The following is a 15,029-nucleotide window of genomic DNA, read 5'->3' on the forward strand; positions in this document are numbered from 1 at the left end:
GTTACTCCATCATCTTTTCAATCGGCAGCACCAGAATCGAGCTGGCGCCGAGCGCTTTCAGTTTTTCCATGGTTTCCCAGAACAGGGTTTCGCTGCTGACCATGTGCATCGCCACGCGGTTCTGCGCACCGGCCAGCGGCAGAATGGTCGGGCGTTCGGCGCCCGGCAGCAGCGCGACGATCTCGTCCAGCTTCTCGCTCGGCGCGTGCAGCATGATGTATTTGGATTCGCGCGCCTGGATCACGCCCTGAATACGGGTCATCAGGCGGTCGATCAGCTGCTGTTTGGCTTCCGGCATTTCGCCGTCGCGCTGGATAAGACAAGCTTTGGAGCGGTAGATCACCTCCACTTCGCGCAGGCCGTTGGCTTCCAGCGTGGCGCCGGTAGAGACCAGATCGCAGATGGCGTCGGCCAGACCTGCGCGCGGCGCCACCTCTACCGAGCCGTTCAACAGACAGGATTTGAAGCGCACGCCCTGTTTGTCGAGGTATTGCTTCAGCAGGTGCGGGTAAGAGGTGGCGATGCGGGCGTCCTGCAGGCTTTGCGGGCCGGCGTATTCGGCGTCGAGCGGGGTGGCCAGCGACAGGCGGCAGCCGCCGAAATCGAGGCGGCGCAGGGTGAAGTAACGCGGGTCTTCACCCTGGGCGCGGCGGCTGAGCAGCTCTTCTTCCAGCACGTTCTCGCCGATGATGCCCAGATCGACCACGCCGTCCATCACCAGGCCTGGAATGTCGTCGTCGCGCACGCGCAGGATGTCGATCGGCATGTTCTCGGCGAAGGCGATCAGACGCTGCTGCTGCAGGTTGATCTTGATGCCGCAGCGCGCCAGCAGCTCCTGGGATTCATCGCTCAGGCGGCCCGACTTCTGCATTGCGATCCGTAAACGTGTCTTGTCCAGCATGGTAACCTCTGTTTAATCTGTAATTTTATGAATTTATTGTAAAAACTATTCTTTTCTGTCTGTCCGGAGCCAAAAAAAAACCCTCGGAAGAAATCTTCCGAGGGCTCTCTCTTGCGTTCTGCGCGCCACTGGAAGATTAACAAACCGTCTTCCAGCACTCATCGCCTGAAAGACTAGTCAGGGTGATGGTGATGATGGTGGTTGAACTGAACGCGTGTCATGGTGTTTTCTCTCAGCAAAAGTCGGTAAAAAACCGTATGCCAATTAAGCTAAACTATCCGCTGTCCGCCGTGCAACTCTTTTTTATCGTCATAAATTTAATTTATTGAAACAGGTTGGGTTATTAGCCATAGACGGCTTTACCTAACCTTAAGCCGGGCAGATTGTATCGCCGCGCGCAGTGGCGTAGCCTTAGAAGTAGAGCGCTGCATTCTTCAGGAGAGGAAGAGGATGAAAAAGGTAGCCATTATTGGCCTGGGTTGGTTGGGCATGCCGCTGGCGTTGTCGCTGATGGGCCGCGGGTACGATGTGGTCGGCAGCAAAACCACGCCGGACGGCGTCGAGGCCGCGCGCATGAGCGGTATCGAATGTTATCAGTTGGAGCTGACGCCGGAGTTGGTCTGCGATGCGGACGATCTGGAATCGCTGTTGCGCGTGGATGCGCTGGTGGTGACGCTGCCCGCGCGCCGCACCGTCGAAGGCAGCGAGAACTATTTCAATGCGGTGCGCATGCTGGTGGACAGCGCGATGGCCTTCGGCGTGCCGCGGGTAATCTTCACCAGTTCCACCTCGGTATACGGCGAAACGGCCGGCACGCTGCGCGAAGAGTCGCCGCTGCGGCCGGTCTCGCCGTCGGGCCGGGTCTTGGCCGAATTGGAACGTTGGCTGCATGAGTTGCCGAACACCTCGGTGGACATTCTGCGGCTGGCGGGGCTGGTGGGCGCCGATCGTCACCCCGGCCGCTTCCTGGCGGGCAAACTCGACGTGAAGGGCGGTTCGCAGGGGGTGAATCTGGTGCATCAGGACGACGTGATCGCCGCTATCCAACTGCTGCTGAAGCTGCCGAAAGGCGGCCATGTGTACAACCTGTGCGCACCGCGTCATCCGGCCAAACGCGAGTTCTATCCGGCGCTGGCCGAGCAGCTGCACCTGGAGCCGCCGCAATTCGCCGATGAAGCGGAGCAGGATGAGCGGCTGGTGGACGGCAATCGCATCTGCAATGAGCTGGGCTTCGAGTACCAGTATCCCGACCCGGCGCGCATGCCGGTCAGTTAAACGTCATCATGCCCCGCAAATGCGGGGTTTTTTTCGCCAGCGCGCACCAAATCCTCCAGCAGCGCGTTCAGCGCCTCGTCGGGCTCGACGGGGCGGCTGACCAGGCTGAGTACGGCGCGGTATGAGAGCGCCGCGCCGCCCAGCTGCCGCAGCAGGCCTTGTTCCACCCAGCGCGCCGCGTAGTGGGTGGGCAGATAGCCAAGACAGGTGCCGCTCAACACCAGATGGGCTACGCTCTCCATATGATGAGCCACCGCAGCCAGGTGGGGCGGCGCGATCGGGCATAACTGCTGCGCCAGCAGGTAGCCACGCTTAACCCAGCGCGCGTTTTCGATCTGCTCGCGTTCGGGGGTTTCCACTGCGAACAGCGGGTGATCCGCGCTGCAATAGATCGCCTGCGTCTCCTCCAGCCACGGCTGATAGCGCAGCGCCTCCAACTGCTGACCGAAGTAGCCGATGCCCAGATCGAGCTGCCGGTGCAGCAGCCCCTGTTCAATCTCGCTCGGTGAACAGATGCGGCACTGCAGCTGCACGTCCTGATGCCGGCGTTGAAAGTGTTTGATGGCCTGGCTGAACGGATTGCCCGGTAGCGAGACCAGATTATCTACCAGCCCAATCTGCAGATCGCCGGTCAGCAGGCCGTTCAGCGACTGGCTGACCCGGGTGAAGTCGCGGGCGGCGTTGAACAACGAGCGGCAGGCGATCAGCATGCGTTCACCCTTGGGCGTCAGCCGGAAGCCGGAGCGGCCGCGCTGGCACAGGCGAAAACCCAGCCGGGTTTCCAACGAAGCCAGGTGAGTGCTGATGGTGGACTGATTCATCATCAACGTTTCCTGCGCGGCGCTGACGCCCTGGGATTCCGCCACCGCAACAAACACCCGCAGCAGTTTCAGATCGATATCGCTTAGGTTGGTGAGCATCTGCCCCTCCGCAGAGCATCGGCCGGTTAACTCATTTTTAACATTGCGAAAATGGGTACGGCGCTGAAGATATGGCCTTCCTTATGGCATGAAGTTGAAATAAAAATCAATACTTCAATAGGTTAGTTACATCGCGTTTTTCGATGTTTACATGCAAAAGCGGGAATGGTAGTCGAGGCGGCCAACGGGGTAGTCTGCGAATGTTGCTTAAATGTTTCAATCTATCGCAGACTACGACAAGGAAACGCCATGCTGAACCAACCCCAAAGCGGCAACGACATGCCGCGCTTTGCCGGTATCCCCACCATGATGCGCCTGCCCGCCGCCGAACAGGCGCGCGGTCTGAACGCCGCCTTTGTCGGCATTCCGCTGGATATCGGCACCTCCAACCGCAGCGGTACCCGCTATGGCCCGCGCCAGATCCGCCAGGAGTCGGTAATGATCCGCCCCTACAACATGGGCACTGGCTCCGCCCCGTTCGAACGGCTGCAGGTGGCCGATCTGGGGGATGTCGCCATCAACCCCTACAGCCTGGCGGACAGCGTGCAGCGCATCGAGGCGGCTTATCACGAGATCCTGGCGCACGGTTGCACGCCGTTGACGCTCGGCGGCGATCACACCCTGACGCTGCCGGTGCTGCGCGCCATTGCTCGTCGGCATGGCCCGGTGGGGCTGATCCACGTCGATGCGCATTCCGACACCAACGAGGAGATGTTCGGCGAGCGGCTGGCGCACGGCACCACCTTCCGCCGCGCGTTTGAGGAAGGACTCTTGGCGCCGGAAAAGGTGGTGCAGATCGGTCTGCGCGGCAGCGGCTATGCGGCCGACGACTTCGACTGGTCGCGTCGCCAGGGCTTCCGCGTCGTGCCGGCCGAAGCCTGTTGGCACCGGTCGCTGACGCCGCTGATGGCCGAGATCCGCGAACAGATGGGCGACGCGCCGGTTTACCTCAGCTTCGATATCGACGGGCTGGATCCGGCCTTTGCACCGGGCACCGGCACGCCGGAGGTCGGCGGGCTGTCGGTCTGGCAGGGGCTGGAGATCGTGCGCGGCTGCCATGGGCTGAACCTGATCGGCGGCGATGTCGTGGAGGTGTCGCCGCCTTACGATCGCTCCGGCAACACCGCGCTGCTGGCGGCCAACCTGCTGTTTGAAATGCTGTGCGTGCTGCCGGTCCGCTGAGGCCGGCGCACTGACCCTACCGGCGGAGCGGTTGCGTCGGGCCCCCTGATAACAATAACAACGGTGTGGAGGTACCCATGAATCTCGATCTGCTGGTTGTGGTGTTTTACTTTCTGGTGATAGGCGCGGTGGGGTGGATGGGCATTCGCCGCGCCAATTCCAAAGAGGCGTATCTGGTCGCCGGGCGCAACCTGGGGCCAGGACTGTATCTGGGCACGCTGTCGGCGGTGGTGCTCGGCGGCGCGTCGACCATCGGCAGCGTCAAACTCGGCTACACCTACGGCATCTCCGGCGTCTGGCTGTGCGGCGCGCTCGGGCTGGGCATCGTGGTGCTGAGCCTGGTGCTGGCCAAGCCGCTGCTCAAGCTGAAGCTATATACCGTCAGCCAGGTGCTGTCGCGGCGCTATCATCCGGCGGCGCGCGTCACCAGCGGCGCGATCATGCTGGCCTATGACCTGATGGTGGCGGTGACTTCGATCATCGCCATCGGCAGCGTGATGCAGGTGATGTTCGGCCTGTCGTTCGCCGCGTCGATTCTGCTCGGCGGCGGGCTGGTGGTGCTGTATTCGACGCTGGGCGGTATGTGGTCGCTGACGCTGACCGACATCATTCAGTTCATCATCATGACCGTCGGCATGATGCTGGTGCTGATGCCGATGAGCATCGTCAAGGCCGGCGGCTGGGAAGCGTTCGCCAGCCAACTGCCCGCCGGTTACTACCAGCTGTCGTCGATCGGGCTGGACACCATTCTGGTGTTCTTCCTGATCTACTTCTTCGGTATTCTGATCGGCCAGGACATCTGGCAGCGGGTGTTCACCGCCCGCAGCGCCAACGTGGCGCGCTTCGCCGGGCTGGGGGCGGGCGTCTACTGCGTGCTGTACGGCGTGACCGGCGCGCTGATCGGCATGGCCGGCAAGATCGTGCTGCCGTCGCTCAGCAATACCGATGGCGCCTTTGCCGCCATCGCGCAAGCGGTGTTGCCGGTCGGCGTCAGCGGGCTGGTGGCCGCGGCGGCACTGGCGGCGCTGATGTCCACCGCCAGCGCCTGCCTGCTGGCGTCCTCCACCATCGCGCTGGAAGACGTGCTGCCGACCATTCGCCGCAAACCGTCCGGCGGGCTGGCCGCCGGGCGCTTTACCACGCTTTTCATGGGTGCGGTCATGCTGGGGCTGGCGTTTGTGGTGCGCGACGTGCTGGCGGCGCTGACGCTGGCTTATAACCTGCTGGTGGGCGGCATGCTGATCCCGCTGGTGGGGGCGATCTTCTGGCCGCGTGCCACCAGCGTCGGCGCCATCGCCAGCATGCTGACCGGCAGCCTGTGCGTGGTGGGGCTGATGGTCTGGCACGGCATCGACGCCAACAGCCCGATCTACGGCGGCCTGTTGGGCGGCGGCGTCGCCTTCGTGCTGGGCAGCCTGCTGAGCCGCCCTGCGCCGCAGCTGCAGGCTCAAACTGAACGCTGAGGCGCGATCCGGGCTTTTATCACGGCGCCTTTACTGATTTACTGAGGAGCAGGGCGCATCGCCGCCCTGTCGGTTTAACGGTGAGGGTAAGGAGAAAGTGAGTCATGGGTAAAATCAGCGTCGCATGCTGCCAGTTAGCGCTGCGGGTAGGGGAAGCGGAGCATAATCGGGCGCTGTCTGCTCAGGCTATCCGTCATGCGGCGCAGCGCGGCGCCAACGTCATCGTGCTGCCGGAGCTGGTGAACAGCGGTTATGTGTTTCGCGATAAGGCGGAGGCGCTGACGTTGGCCGAGGCCGACGACGGGCCAAGCGTCAGCTTGTGGGTTGCCCTGGCGTGCGAATGGGATGTGGCGATCGTCGCCGGTTTCTGCGAGCGGCTGCCCGATGGCGGGGTGGCCAACAGCGCGGCGTTGATCGATGCGCAAGGCGTGAGGGCGATTTATCGCAAGGTTCACCTGTGGCATGAGGAGAGCACGATCTTTACCCCCGGCGATCGGCCGCCGCCGGTCGTCGAGACGCGCTTTGGCCGGTTGGCGGTGATGATCTGCTACGATCTTGAATTCCCTGAGTGGGTGCGGCTGCCGGCGCTGGCCGGTGCTCAGCTGCTGTGCGCACCGGTCAACTGGCCGCTGGCGCCGTGCCCACAGGGCGAACGGCCGGCGGAGATGGTGAAGGCGCAGGCCAACGCCGCCGTCAATCGGCTGTTCATCGCGGTGTGCGATCGCTGCGAAACGGAACGCGGCGTCGAGTGGATCGGCGGCTCGGCGATCGTCGACGCCGACGGTTACCCGTTGACGCAGAGCCTGGCTGGCGAAGGCATGGTGCTGGCGGAAATGGATATCAGTACGGCTGATGACAAGCGCATCGGCCGCTACAATCATGTGCATTGCGATCGGCGGCCGCTACTGTATTGAAGCGGCGGGGCGGGCTGCCCCGCCGAGGTTTTTGGCCGACGGGAACCGCCGCTGTTTTGGCGCTTACAGCCAGCCTGATTTCTTCAGCTTCTGATACAGGAAAATGCAGCCGACGGCGGTCACTCCCAGCGTGGCGTGATAGGCCCACGGGAATTTCAGTTCCGGCATGTCGGCGAAGTTCATCCCGTACAGGCTGAAGATCACCGTCGGGATAGCCAAAATCGCCCCCCAGCCCGCCAGCCGTTTCACCACTTCGTTCTGTTTGACCGTCACCAGCGCCAGATTGACGTGCATGGCGTTGGTCAGCATTTCGCGCATGTCGTCGATGTTGCTGACCACCTGATGCGCATGATCCTGCACGTCGCGCACGTAGGCGCGCAGCTCTTTCGGGATCACTTCTTCGTGCAGACGGATCAGCTGGTTGCAGATTTCATCCATCGGCAGCGCGGCGTTGCGCAGCGCCAGCAGGTGGCGGCGCAGAGTATAGACGTTCTCAATCGCCGCCTGATCGAACTCCGACTGGAACATGTTGGCTTCGATGTTCTCGATGGTGCTCTCGAAGCGCGCCACCACACTGCGGTAGTTATCCACCACGAAGTCCAGCACCGAATAAAGCGCGAAGCCCGGCCCGCGGCACATCTGCTTGTGATTCTCTTCCGCCTTGGCGCGGATCGGCGCATAGCTGGGCGAAGCGCCGTGGCGCACCGTCACCAGAAAGTTTTTGCCGACGAAGAAGTGCGTCTCGCCGTATTCGATTTCGTCGTTCTCGCCCCATTGCGCGGTTTTCACCACGATGAACAGCGAGTCGCCATAGGTCTCCAGCTTCGGCCGCTGGTGTGCGCACAGCGCGTCTTCGATCGCCAGGTCATGCAGCCCGAACTCTTCCTGCACCTTGCGCATAAACGCCGGCTCCGGCTGCCGGAGCCCCAGCCAGATGAAAGTGTCCGGTTGTTTGACCACCTCGCTGATATCGTCGATGGTCACTTCGCCCAGCCGTTGGCCGGCTTTGTACGCCACGCAGTTCACCACCATGCTTTTGCTGTCCATCGGTCCGTCCATTAATCAGTCAGGGTTTTGGTGAGAAAATAGCACTCATGTTCCACCGGATAATCTTTCAACGTCATTTGCAGTTGATAGCCGAGCTTTTCGTAAAACGGTCGTGCCTGGAAGCTGAAGGTGTCCAGACGGGCGTAGCGGCAGCCGCGCGCCTGCGCCTCTTGTTCGGCAGCGCGCATCAATCGGCCGCCGAGGCCGCTGCCGCGTTGGGAGTCCGCCACCCACAGCCACTCGACGCTCAGCCAGTTGCCCCAGGTTTCGGCGGTCAGCCCGCCGATCACCGTGCCGGACTCGTCGCGCGCATAGACGCTGAGCGGCTTGCGGTGACGGGCATCGATATGCGGCAGGTTGTAAGCGCGCAGGCCTTGCCTGATCGCATCAAGGGTTTGTTCGTCGATCGCGTCGGTAACGGTAATGTCCATTTTTCCTCCTGGGTGATGCGTTAACTTAAGCACACTACGGCTAAAAGGCAACCTGTTGAAATGTAATGTAAACGACCATTCCGACTGGGTGAGCTACACTAAACGGGTCATTTTATCCTCAGGAGGACGCCATGCCCCGATTGACTCTGCTGGCCGGGTTGCTGCTGTGCAGCGGCCTGCTGCACGCCGCGCCGACGGTCAGCCAACTGCAGGACGGCCTGGAACATCCGTGGTCGCTGGCCTTTTTGCCGGCGGAGCAAGGCCTGCTTATCACCGAACGGCCCGGCCGGCTGCGGCTGTGGCAGCAGGGCAAGGGCCTGTCGCCGCCGATCGCCGGTGTGCCGCAGGTCTACGCCGAGGGGCAGGGCGGCCTGCTGGAAGTGTTGCCGGCCCCCGACTTCAGCGCCAGTCGCCGGGTATATCTCAGCTTCGCCGAACCGGGCGAGGGCGGCAAAGCCGGTACGGCGGTCGGCTATGGCCGCCTGAGCGACGATGGCCGGCGGCTGGAAAACTTTAAGGTGATCTTCCGTCAGCAGCCCAAGCTGTCGGTCGGCAATCATTTTGGCGGCAAGCTGGCGTTCGACAGGCAGGGCTATCTGTTCATCGCGCTGGGTGAAAACAACCAGCGGCCGACGGCGCAGGAGACCGACAAACTGCAGGGCAAACTGGTGCGGCTGACCGCCGAAGGTGCGGTACCGCCGGATAACCCCTGGGTCGGCCAGGCCGGCAAACGGCCGGAGGTTTGGTCTTACGGCCACCGCAATCCGCAAGGGCTGGCGTTGAACCCGTGGAGCGGCGCGATCTGGGAACATGAGCACGGCCCGCGCGGCGGCGATGAGCTCAATATCCCGCTGCCGGGTAAAAACTATGGCTGGCCGCTGGCCACCTACGGCATCAACTATTCCGGCCAACCGATACCGGAGGCCAAAGGGGAACGGGTGCCCGGCACCGAACAACCGCTGCACTACTGGCGAGTCTCGCCCGGCCTCAGCGGCATGGCGTTTTATGACGGCCAACGCTTCCCCGCCTGGCGGCACTCGCTGTTCATCGGCGCGCTGGCGCAAAAGGAACTGATTCGCCTGACGCTGGAGAGCGACAAGGTGGTGGCGGAAGAGCGGCTGTTGGGCGATCGCGGCGAACGCATCCGCGAGGTGCGCAGCGGGCCGGATGGCTACCTGTATCTGCTGACGGACGAACGGAACGGCAAGCTGCTGAAGGTCGGGGCGTCGTAGCGCCCCGCATCGATTAGGTGAGCGCGCTCATTACGCCGCGCTGGTAGGCTGGGCGAGCGCGCAGCTGCTGATACCAGCGCTCCATGTTCGGCCGTGAGCGACGGGCGATCGGCATTTCGAACCAGGCGTAGGCGAAGCTGCCGAGCGGAATATCGCCGAAGCCGAACGCTTCGCCGGAGAGGTAGGGCTGGCGCGCCAGCGTCTGTTCGATGACGTCGAAGTGTTTTTCCAGCGTGGCGATCGCCGCATCGATTTTCGCCATGTCGCGCAGCTCGGGCGCGGTACGCACCAGGCCCCAAAAGACGATGGTGAAGGCCGGGACGATGGTTGAGGTGGTCCAGTCCATCCATTTCTCGGCGGCGGCGCGCGCCTGCAGATCCTGCGGATAGAACGTCGCATCGCCGAATTTCGCCGCCAGGTAGCGCACGATGGTGTTGGATTCCCACAGTACGAAGTCATCGTCCTGCAGCAGCGGCACCAGGCCGTTCGGGTTCAGCGCGCGGTAGCTCTCTTCGTTTACCTTGCCGAACGCGCCGCCGGCGTTGATGTGGGTGAAGTTCAGCTCCAGTTCGGCGGCGCACCACAGCACCTTCCTGACGTTGTTCGAATTCTCACGACCCCAAATGGTCAGCATTGGATAGCTCCGTTAGCGGATTAAGGACCCTTAATACCTACGCCACAACGCGCTTTTTGTCACACCGCAGGGCACTTTTTGTCTGCCATTCAGCGTTCCCAACGGCACACTTCCCAGCCGCGTTCCACCGCCAGCGCGTTCAACTCGCTGTCGGGGTTGATCACCGTGGCGCTGTCGACGAATTGCAGCATCGCCTTGTCGTTGAGGGAGTCGCTGTAGCCGTGGCTGTGCTCGAATTTCAGATGTGGATGCTGCGCCAGCCAGTGCTGCAGGCGGATCACCTTGCCCTGCTGATAGGTCATGGTGCCGTAAGTGTTGCCGGTAAAGCGGCCATCGCTGATTTCCACGCCAATCGCCAGCGCATCGTCGGCACCGAGCTGTTCGGCTATTGGCGCCACCAGATGCTCGCCGGTGGCGGAGATCACCAGAATGCAGTCGCCGCGCTCGCGGTGCCACTGCAGGCGTTCACGGGCGGCGGGGTAGACGCGCGGCAGGATGTCGCGCCGGATGTAACGCTGCACCCAGCCGGCCACGGTTTGCACGCTCAGGCCGGTCAACGGTGCCAGCGTAGCCTGCATATAGTCCTCCATCGACAGCTTGCCCTGATAATAGAGCTGCATCAGCTGCTGCTCCTGCAGTTCAAGCTCCGCCGGCGCGAATCCCTGGCCGACCAGCCAGCGGATCCACAGGCTGGCGCTGTCATCGTCAATCAGGGTTTCATCCAGGTCGAATAAGGCTAAATCCATCAGTATTTCTCCGGCAGGCAGGGTATGAGGTCGTTTACAGGATAGCGGATAGCGCACGTCGCCAGCCAGCGGCGTCGGCGAAATTGCGCAGAGCATAAGAAACATTGATGACGCTTTTGCGACAGTTTGTTGAACGTTTGCATAACTTAGAACGCAACAATATTGGCCGCCCCGGCGAACGCGGTGCTAACTAGAAGACCAATGCAGCCACCCGCTGGGGGGAGTGACCATGTTGATTATTCGCCTGTATGGCAGCCCGATCGTGATCGGGGAAGACGAGGAACCGCAAGATGACGCATCTGACGACGCTGAAAACGCTGCCGCTGCTGGATCTTTCGCAGCTTGACGGCGATGCGCGCCAGCGGCGCGCCTTTCTTGACGATTTGCGCGCGGCGGCGCGCGACGTAGGTTTTTTCTATCTGCGCGGTCACGGCGTGGACGGCGCGTTGAATGCGCGGTTGCAGCACGCCGCGCGGCAATTTTTCGCCCTGCCGGAAGCCGACAAGCTGGCGGTGCAGATGGTGCGCTCGCCGCATTTTCGCGGTTATAACCGGGCGGCGGCGGAGCTCACGCTCGGCCAGCCGGACTGGCGCGAGCAGTTCGATATCGGCGCCGAACGTCCGGCGCTGACGCTGGCTGACGACACCCCGCGTTGGGCGCGCCTGCAGGGGCCAAATCAGTGGCCGGCGGCGCTGCCGGCGCTGAAACCGCTGCTGCTGCAGTGGCAGCAGGCGATGACCGCCATGTCGTTGCGGCTGCTGCGCGCTTTCGCGCTGGCGCTGTCGCTGCCGGAGCAGGCTTTCGATCGCTTGTACGGCGATAAGCCCAACGAACACATCAAACTGATTCGCTACCCGGGGCGGGACGCTACCGGCAGCGCACAGGGCGTCGGCGCACACAAGGACTCGGGTTTTCTCAGCTTCTTGCTGCAGGATGCGCAAAAAGGGCTGCAGGTGGAGGTCAGCGAGGGGCGATGGATAGACGCACAGCCGCGTGAAGACACTTTCGTGGTGAACATCGGCGAGCTGCTGGAACTGGCGACCAACGGTTATCTGCGCGCCACGGTGCACCGGGTGGAAACGCCGCCGGCGGGGCGTGACAGATTATCGATCGCGTTCTTCCTCGGCGCGCGTCTGGACGCGGTGGTGCCGCTGTATCAACTGCCGCCGCAGCTGGCGGCGCAGGCGCGCGGCCCGGCCAGCGATCCGCTCAACCCGCTGCTGCGCGATGTCGGTTACAACTACCTGAAAGGGCGCATCCGCTCCCACCCCGATGTAGCGCATCGCTTTTATCAGGACGTTATCGGCCTCTGAATATCAGGCATAAAAAAGCCCGGCGTGGCGGCCGGGCTGAGAGGTGCGCTGATGCAGCGGTTATTCCGCCAGCGCTTGCTTCAGATCGGCGATCAGATCTTCCACATCTTCAATCCCCACCGACAGGCGTACCAGCTGTGGCGTGATGCCGGTTTGCAGGCGCTGTTCCAGCGGAATGGAGGCGTGCGTCATGCTGAATGGCTGGCTGATCAGGCTTTCCACGCCGCCCAGGCTTTCCGCCAGGGTGAACAGGCGCGAACGCTTGATGACCCGGCGTGCATAGGCGTCGTCGCCTTTCAACCGTACCGAGATCATGCCGCCGAAGCGCGTCATCTGGCGCGCCGCCAGCTCGTGCTGCGGATGGCTCGGCAGGCCGGGATAGTAGACGTTTTCCACCTGCGGCTGGCTCTCCAGCCATTGAGCGATGCGCAGCGCGCTGTCGCTGTGGCGCTGCATGCGCAGCGCCAGGGTACGAATGCCGCGCAGCGTCAGGAAGCTGCTGAACGGATCGAGAATACCGCCGACCGCGTTTTGCAGGAAGCCGAGCTGTTCCGCCAGCGCCGGGTTATCGCCCACCGCCGCGACGCCGGCCACCACGTCGGAGTGGCCGTTGAGGTATTTGGTGGCGGAGTGCACCACCACGTCAAAGCCCAGATCCAGCGGGCGTTGCAGATACGGCGAGGCGAAGGTGTTGTCCGCCACGCTGATAAGTTGATGCTTTTTGGCGATCGCGGCGATGGCGCTCAGATCCGCCAGTTTCAGCAATGGGTTGGTCGGGGTTTCCACCCAGATCATTTTGGTATCCGGTTCGATCGCCTGTTCCAGCCCGGCGAGATCCGCCGGTGACACGTAGGTGACGCGCAGGCCGGCGGTGCGGCTGCGCACCTTTTCCAGCAGGCGATAGGTGCCGCCGTACAGGTCGTCCACCGCGATCAGGTGGCTGTCCTTGTCGAGCAGCTCCAGCACCGTGGAGCAGGCCGCCAGACCGGAGGCGAAGGCGTAACCGCGGCTGCCGCCTTCCAGTTCGGCGATGGCGCTTTCCAGCGCGGTGCGCGTCGGGTTGGCGCTGCGGGAATACTCATAGCCGGTATGCTCGCCCGGCGCCGGTTGGGCGTAAGTAGAGGTGGCGTAAATCGCCGGCATCACTGCGCCGGTCGCATCCGGGGTGTAACCGGCGTGAACGGTCAACGTATCAAACTTGGCCATAATGGGTCCTTATTAACGTAATTTTTGGCGCCAGGCGTTAAGCACGTCTGTGCGGGTAATCAGGCCGAGGAAGCGCTCGCCGTCGAGCACCACCGCGACGTGGCCATGGTTGAAGGTGGCCTGCAGTTCCTGATAGCCGGCTTCCTTTTGCAGCGTATTGACCCGCTTGGTCATCGCGCTGCTGGCCGGCAGGCTGAAGTGGGCGGCGTCGGCCTGGACGGCGTTCAGCAGATCCCACTCATCGATCAAACCGACCACCCGATCGCCTTCCAGCACCGGCAGCTGCGAGATGTCGTACAGCCGCATGCGGGCGTGCACGATCGCCAGCGTGTCGTCCGGCGCGGCGGAAACGGCGGCGCCCTCGTCGTGGCGGTAGGCGATCAGATCGCGCAGATCGCCGTGCTGTGGCTTGCTCAGCAAGCCCTGTTCCAGCATCCAGTGATCGTTATACATTTTAGACAGGTATTTGTTGCCGCTGTCGCAGACGAAGGTCACCACTCGCTTGGGTTCGGTCTGTGCGCGGCAGTAACGCAATGCGGCGGCCAGCAGGGTGCCGGTGGACGATCCCGCCAGCACGCCTTCCTTGCGCAGCAGGTCGCGCGCGGTGGTGAAGGCTTCGGCGTCGCCGATGCGGTAAGCGTTGCGCACCTGGTCAAAGTCGCTGAGCGGCGGGACGAAGTCTTCGCCGATGCCTTCCACCAGCCAACTGCCCGCTTCGCCGACTTGGCCGTTGTCGAGATAGTCCGCCAGAATAGAGCCGGCAGGGTCGGCCAGCACGAATTCCGTCTGCGGCGATACTTCGGCGAAATAGCGGCTCAGCCCGCCCAGTGTGCCGCCGGAACCGACTCCGACCACGATGGCGTCTACGTCATGTTCCATCTGTCGCCACAGTTCGGGCGCCGTGGTGGTGGTATGGGCCGCCGGGTTGGCCGGATTATTGAACTGGTCGATATAAAAAGCGCCGGGGATCTCTTCCGCCAGGCGTTTAGCGTAATCCTGATAGTAAGCCGGATGCCCCTTGCCGACGTCCGAGCGGGTCAACAGCACTTCCACGCCCAGCGCGCGCAGGTGGAAGATCTTCTCGCGGCTCATCTTGTCCGGCACCACCAGCAGTAGCTTATAGCCTTTCAATGCCGCCACCAGCGCCAATCCCAGGCCGGTATTGCCGGCGGTGGCTTCGATGATGGTGCCGCCCGGCTGCAGTTTGCCGTCGCGCTCGGCCTGTTCGATCATCGACAGCGCCACGCGGTCTTTGATCGAACCGCCGGGGTTTTGATTCTCCAGCTTGACGAACAGCCGGCACGGGCCGGTATCGAACTGGGTCAGTTCCAGCATCGGGGTATTGCCAATCATCTCGATGACGGAATGGGGGATCGCCATGACTCATCTCCAGGATTATTCGGTATAAAAGTCTTTGTGTGGATGATAGCGCTGAGGATAAGCGCTTTAAAAAGAACAAATAACGGTTCTATATGCCATTATGGAATATATTAATCTTTTTTAGACGTATGGATGCGCAGATGTTTAGCGGTGCAGATGCTTGGCCGTGTAGCCGTGAGTGGGCGGAGAAATAGACGGTGCGGCGCTTTTTTGAGCGATAAGCGGGGGCCTGCGTACAGTTATGTAAAAATGCTGAAAATTCACGCTAAACCCTGCAAAAATAAGATAAATCACATAAACTCACAGCAAGGGCATTTTCGGTGCGTTGCGTTACCCATTACGGGCGCCGCAGGGGGTTGCGGCCGGCACGCGCGCACCGGGCCAC

At 62.4% G+C, this 15,029-nt stretch carries 15 protein-coding genes and 1 other annotated feature; of the genes, 6 read left to right on the forward strand and 9 right to left on the reverse strand.

From position 1 onward, the window contains the following. Position 1: 1 nt before the first annotated feature. Positions 2-901: an ATP phosphoribosyltransferase gene (hisG, locus tag ATE40_RS04775; RefSeq protein ID WP_015377256.1), complete on the reverse strand. Its 900-nt coding sequence runs from the start codon at positions 899-901 to the stop codon at positions 2-4. 71 nt (positions 902-972) lie between these two features. Then, positions 973-1,099, reverse strand: a sequence feature (His leader region). Then, a complete protein-coding gene (hisL, locus tag ATE40_RS24550; RefSeq protein ID WP_100396937.1) occupies positions 1,075-1,122 on the reverse strand; it encodes a his operon leader peptide in 48 nt (15 codons plus the stop codon). (Overlaps the previous feature by 25 nt.) Positions 1,123-1,351: 229 nt before the next feature. On the opposite strand from hisL, the gene ATE40_RS04780 reads away from it, so the two are divergent. Continuing rightward, positions 1,352-2,176, forward strand: a complete 825-nt coding sequence (locus ATE40_RS04780; RefSeq protein ID WP_019454365.1) for an SDR family oxidoreductase — start codon at positions 1,352-1,354, stop codon at positions 2,174-2,176. On the opposite strand, the gene ATE40_RS04785 is transcribed toward ATE40_RS04780, so the two are convergent. Further along, on the reverse strand, positions 2,173-3,096 hold the full coding sequence (locus ATE40_RS04785; RefSeq protein ID WP_063919084.1) for a LysR family transcriptional regulator: 924 nt from the start codon (positions 3,094-3,096) through the stop codon (positions 2,173-2,175). The two genes, ATE40_RS04780 and ATE40_RS04785, sit on opposite strands and share 4 nt — an antisense overlap. 249 nt (positions 3,097-3,345) lie before the next feature. Here ATE40_RS04785 and speB point away from each other — a divergent pair, with 249 nt between their 5' ends. The 3 genes from speB to ATE40_RS04800 all read left to right on the forward strand — a co-directional run bounded on the left by speB (position 3,346) and on the right by ATE40_RS04800 (position 6,655). Further along, on the forward strand, positions 3,346-4,278 hold the full coding sequence (gene speB, locus ATE40_RS04790) for an agmatinase (RefSeq protein WP_019454363.1): 933 nt from the start codon (positions 3,346-3,348) through the stop codon (positions 4,276-4,278). Positions 4,279-4,355: 77 nt separating this feature from the next. Continuing rightward, the gene (locus tag ATE40_RS04795; RefSeq protein ID WP_063919085.1) at positions 4,356-5,741 is read left to right on the forward strand and encodes a sodium:solute symporter family protein; all 1,386 of its coding nucleotides are present in this window, start codon (positions 4,356-4,358) and stop codon (positions 5,739-5,741) included. Between the two features lie 104 nt (positions 5,742-5,845). Further along, on the forward strand, positions 5,846-6,655 hold the full coding sequence (locus ATE40_RS04800; RefSeq protein ID WP_063919086.1) for a nitrilase-related carbon-nitrogen hydrolase: 810 nt from the start codon (positions 5,846-5,848) through the stop codon (positions 6,653-6,655). 63 nt (positions 6,656-6,718) lie between these two features. On the opposite strand, the gene corA is transcribed toward ATE40_RS04800, so the two are convergent. Then, positions 6,719-7,702: a magnesium/cobalt transporter CorA gene (gene corA / locus ATE40_RS04805; RefSeq protein ID WP_025920995.1), complete on the reverse strand. Its 984-nt coding sequence runs from the start codon at positions 7,700-7,702 to the stop codon at positions 6,719-6,721. Between the two features lie 11 nt (positions 7,703-7,713). Further along, positions 7,714-8,133, reverse strand: a complete 420-nt coding sequence (locus ATE40_RS04810; protein ID WP_063919087.1) for a GNAT family N-acetyltransferase — start codon at positions 8,131-8,133, stop codon at positions 7,714-7,716. 131 nt (positions 8,134-8,264) lie between these two features. Here ATE40_RS04810 and ATE40_RS04815 point away from each other — a divergent pair, with 131 nt between their 5' ends. Beyond that, positions 8,265-9,365 carry a PQQ-dependent sugar dehydrogenase gene (locus ATE40_RS04815; RefSeq protein WP_063919088.1) on the forward strand — a complete coding sequence of 367 codons (1,101 nt, stop codon included), beginning with the start codon at positions 8,265-8,267 and terminating at the stop codon, positions 9,363-9,365. A gap of 13 nt (positions 9,366-9,378) precedes the next feature. On the opposite strand, the gene ATE40_RS04820 is transcribed toward ATE40_RS04815, so the two are convergent. Together ATE40_RS04820 and ATE40_RS04825 are read right to left on the reverse strand one after the other, a co-directional pair. After that, on the reverse strand, positions 9,379-9,999 hold the full coding sequence (locus tag ATE40_RS04820) for a glutathione S-transferase family protein (protein ID WP_063919089.1): 621 nt from the start codon (positions 9,997-9,999) through the stop codon (positions 9,379-9,381). Between the two features lie 89 nt (positions 10,000-10,088). Continuing rightward, on the reverse strand, positions 10,089-10,745 hold the full coding sequence (locus tag ATE40_RS04825; protein WP_019454614.1) for an HAD family hydrolase: 657 nt from the start codon (positions 10,743-10,745) through the stop codon (positions 10,089-10,091). A 290-nt stretch (positions 10,746-11,035) separates the two neighbouring features. On the opposite strand from ATE40_RS04825, the gene ATE40_RS04830 reads away from it, so the two are divergent. Then, positions 11,036-12,058 carry an isopenicillin N synthase family dioxygenase gene (locus ATE40_RS04830; protein WP_063919090.1) on the forward strand — a complete coding sequence of 341 codons (1,023 nt, stop codon included), beginning with the start codon at positions 11,036-11,038 and terminating at the stop codon, positions 12,056-12,058. 60 nt (positions 12,059-12,118) lie between these two features. Here ATE40_RS04830 and ATE40_RS04835 read toward each other — a convergent pair whose 3' ends face one another. Then, the gene (locus ATE40_RS04835) at positions 12,119-13,264 is read right to left on the reverse strand and encodes a trans-sulfuration enzyme family protein (RefSeq protein WP_063919091.1); all 1,146 of its coding nucleotides are present in this window, start codon (positions 13,262-13,264) and stop codon (positions 12,119-12,121) included. A 12-nt stretch (positions 13,265-13,276) separates the two neighbouring features. Continuing rightward, positions 13,277-14,644 carry a pyridoxal-phosphate dependent enzyme gene (locus ATE40_RS04840; RefSeq protein WP_063919092.1) on the reverse strand — a complete coding sequence of 456 codons (1,368 nt, stop codon included), beginning with the start codon at positions 14,642-14,644 and terminating at the stop codon, positions 13,277-13,279. Positions 14,645-15,029: the final 385 nt, after the last annotated feature.

The organism is Serratia surfactantfaciens, from assembly GCF_001642805.2.
GTDB classification, from domain to species: Bacteria; Pseudomonadota; Gammaproteobacteria; order Enterobacterales; family Enterobacteriaceae; genus Serratia; species Serratia surfactantfaciens.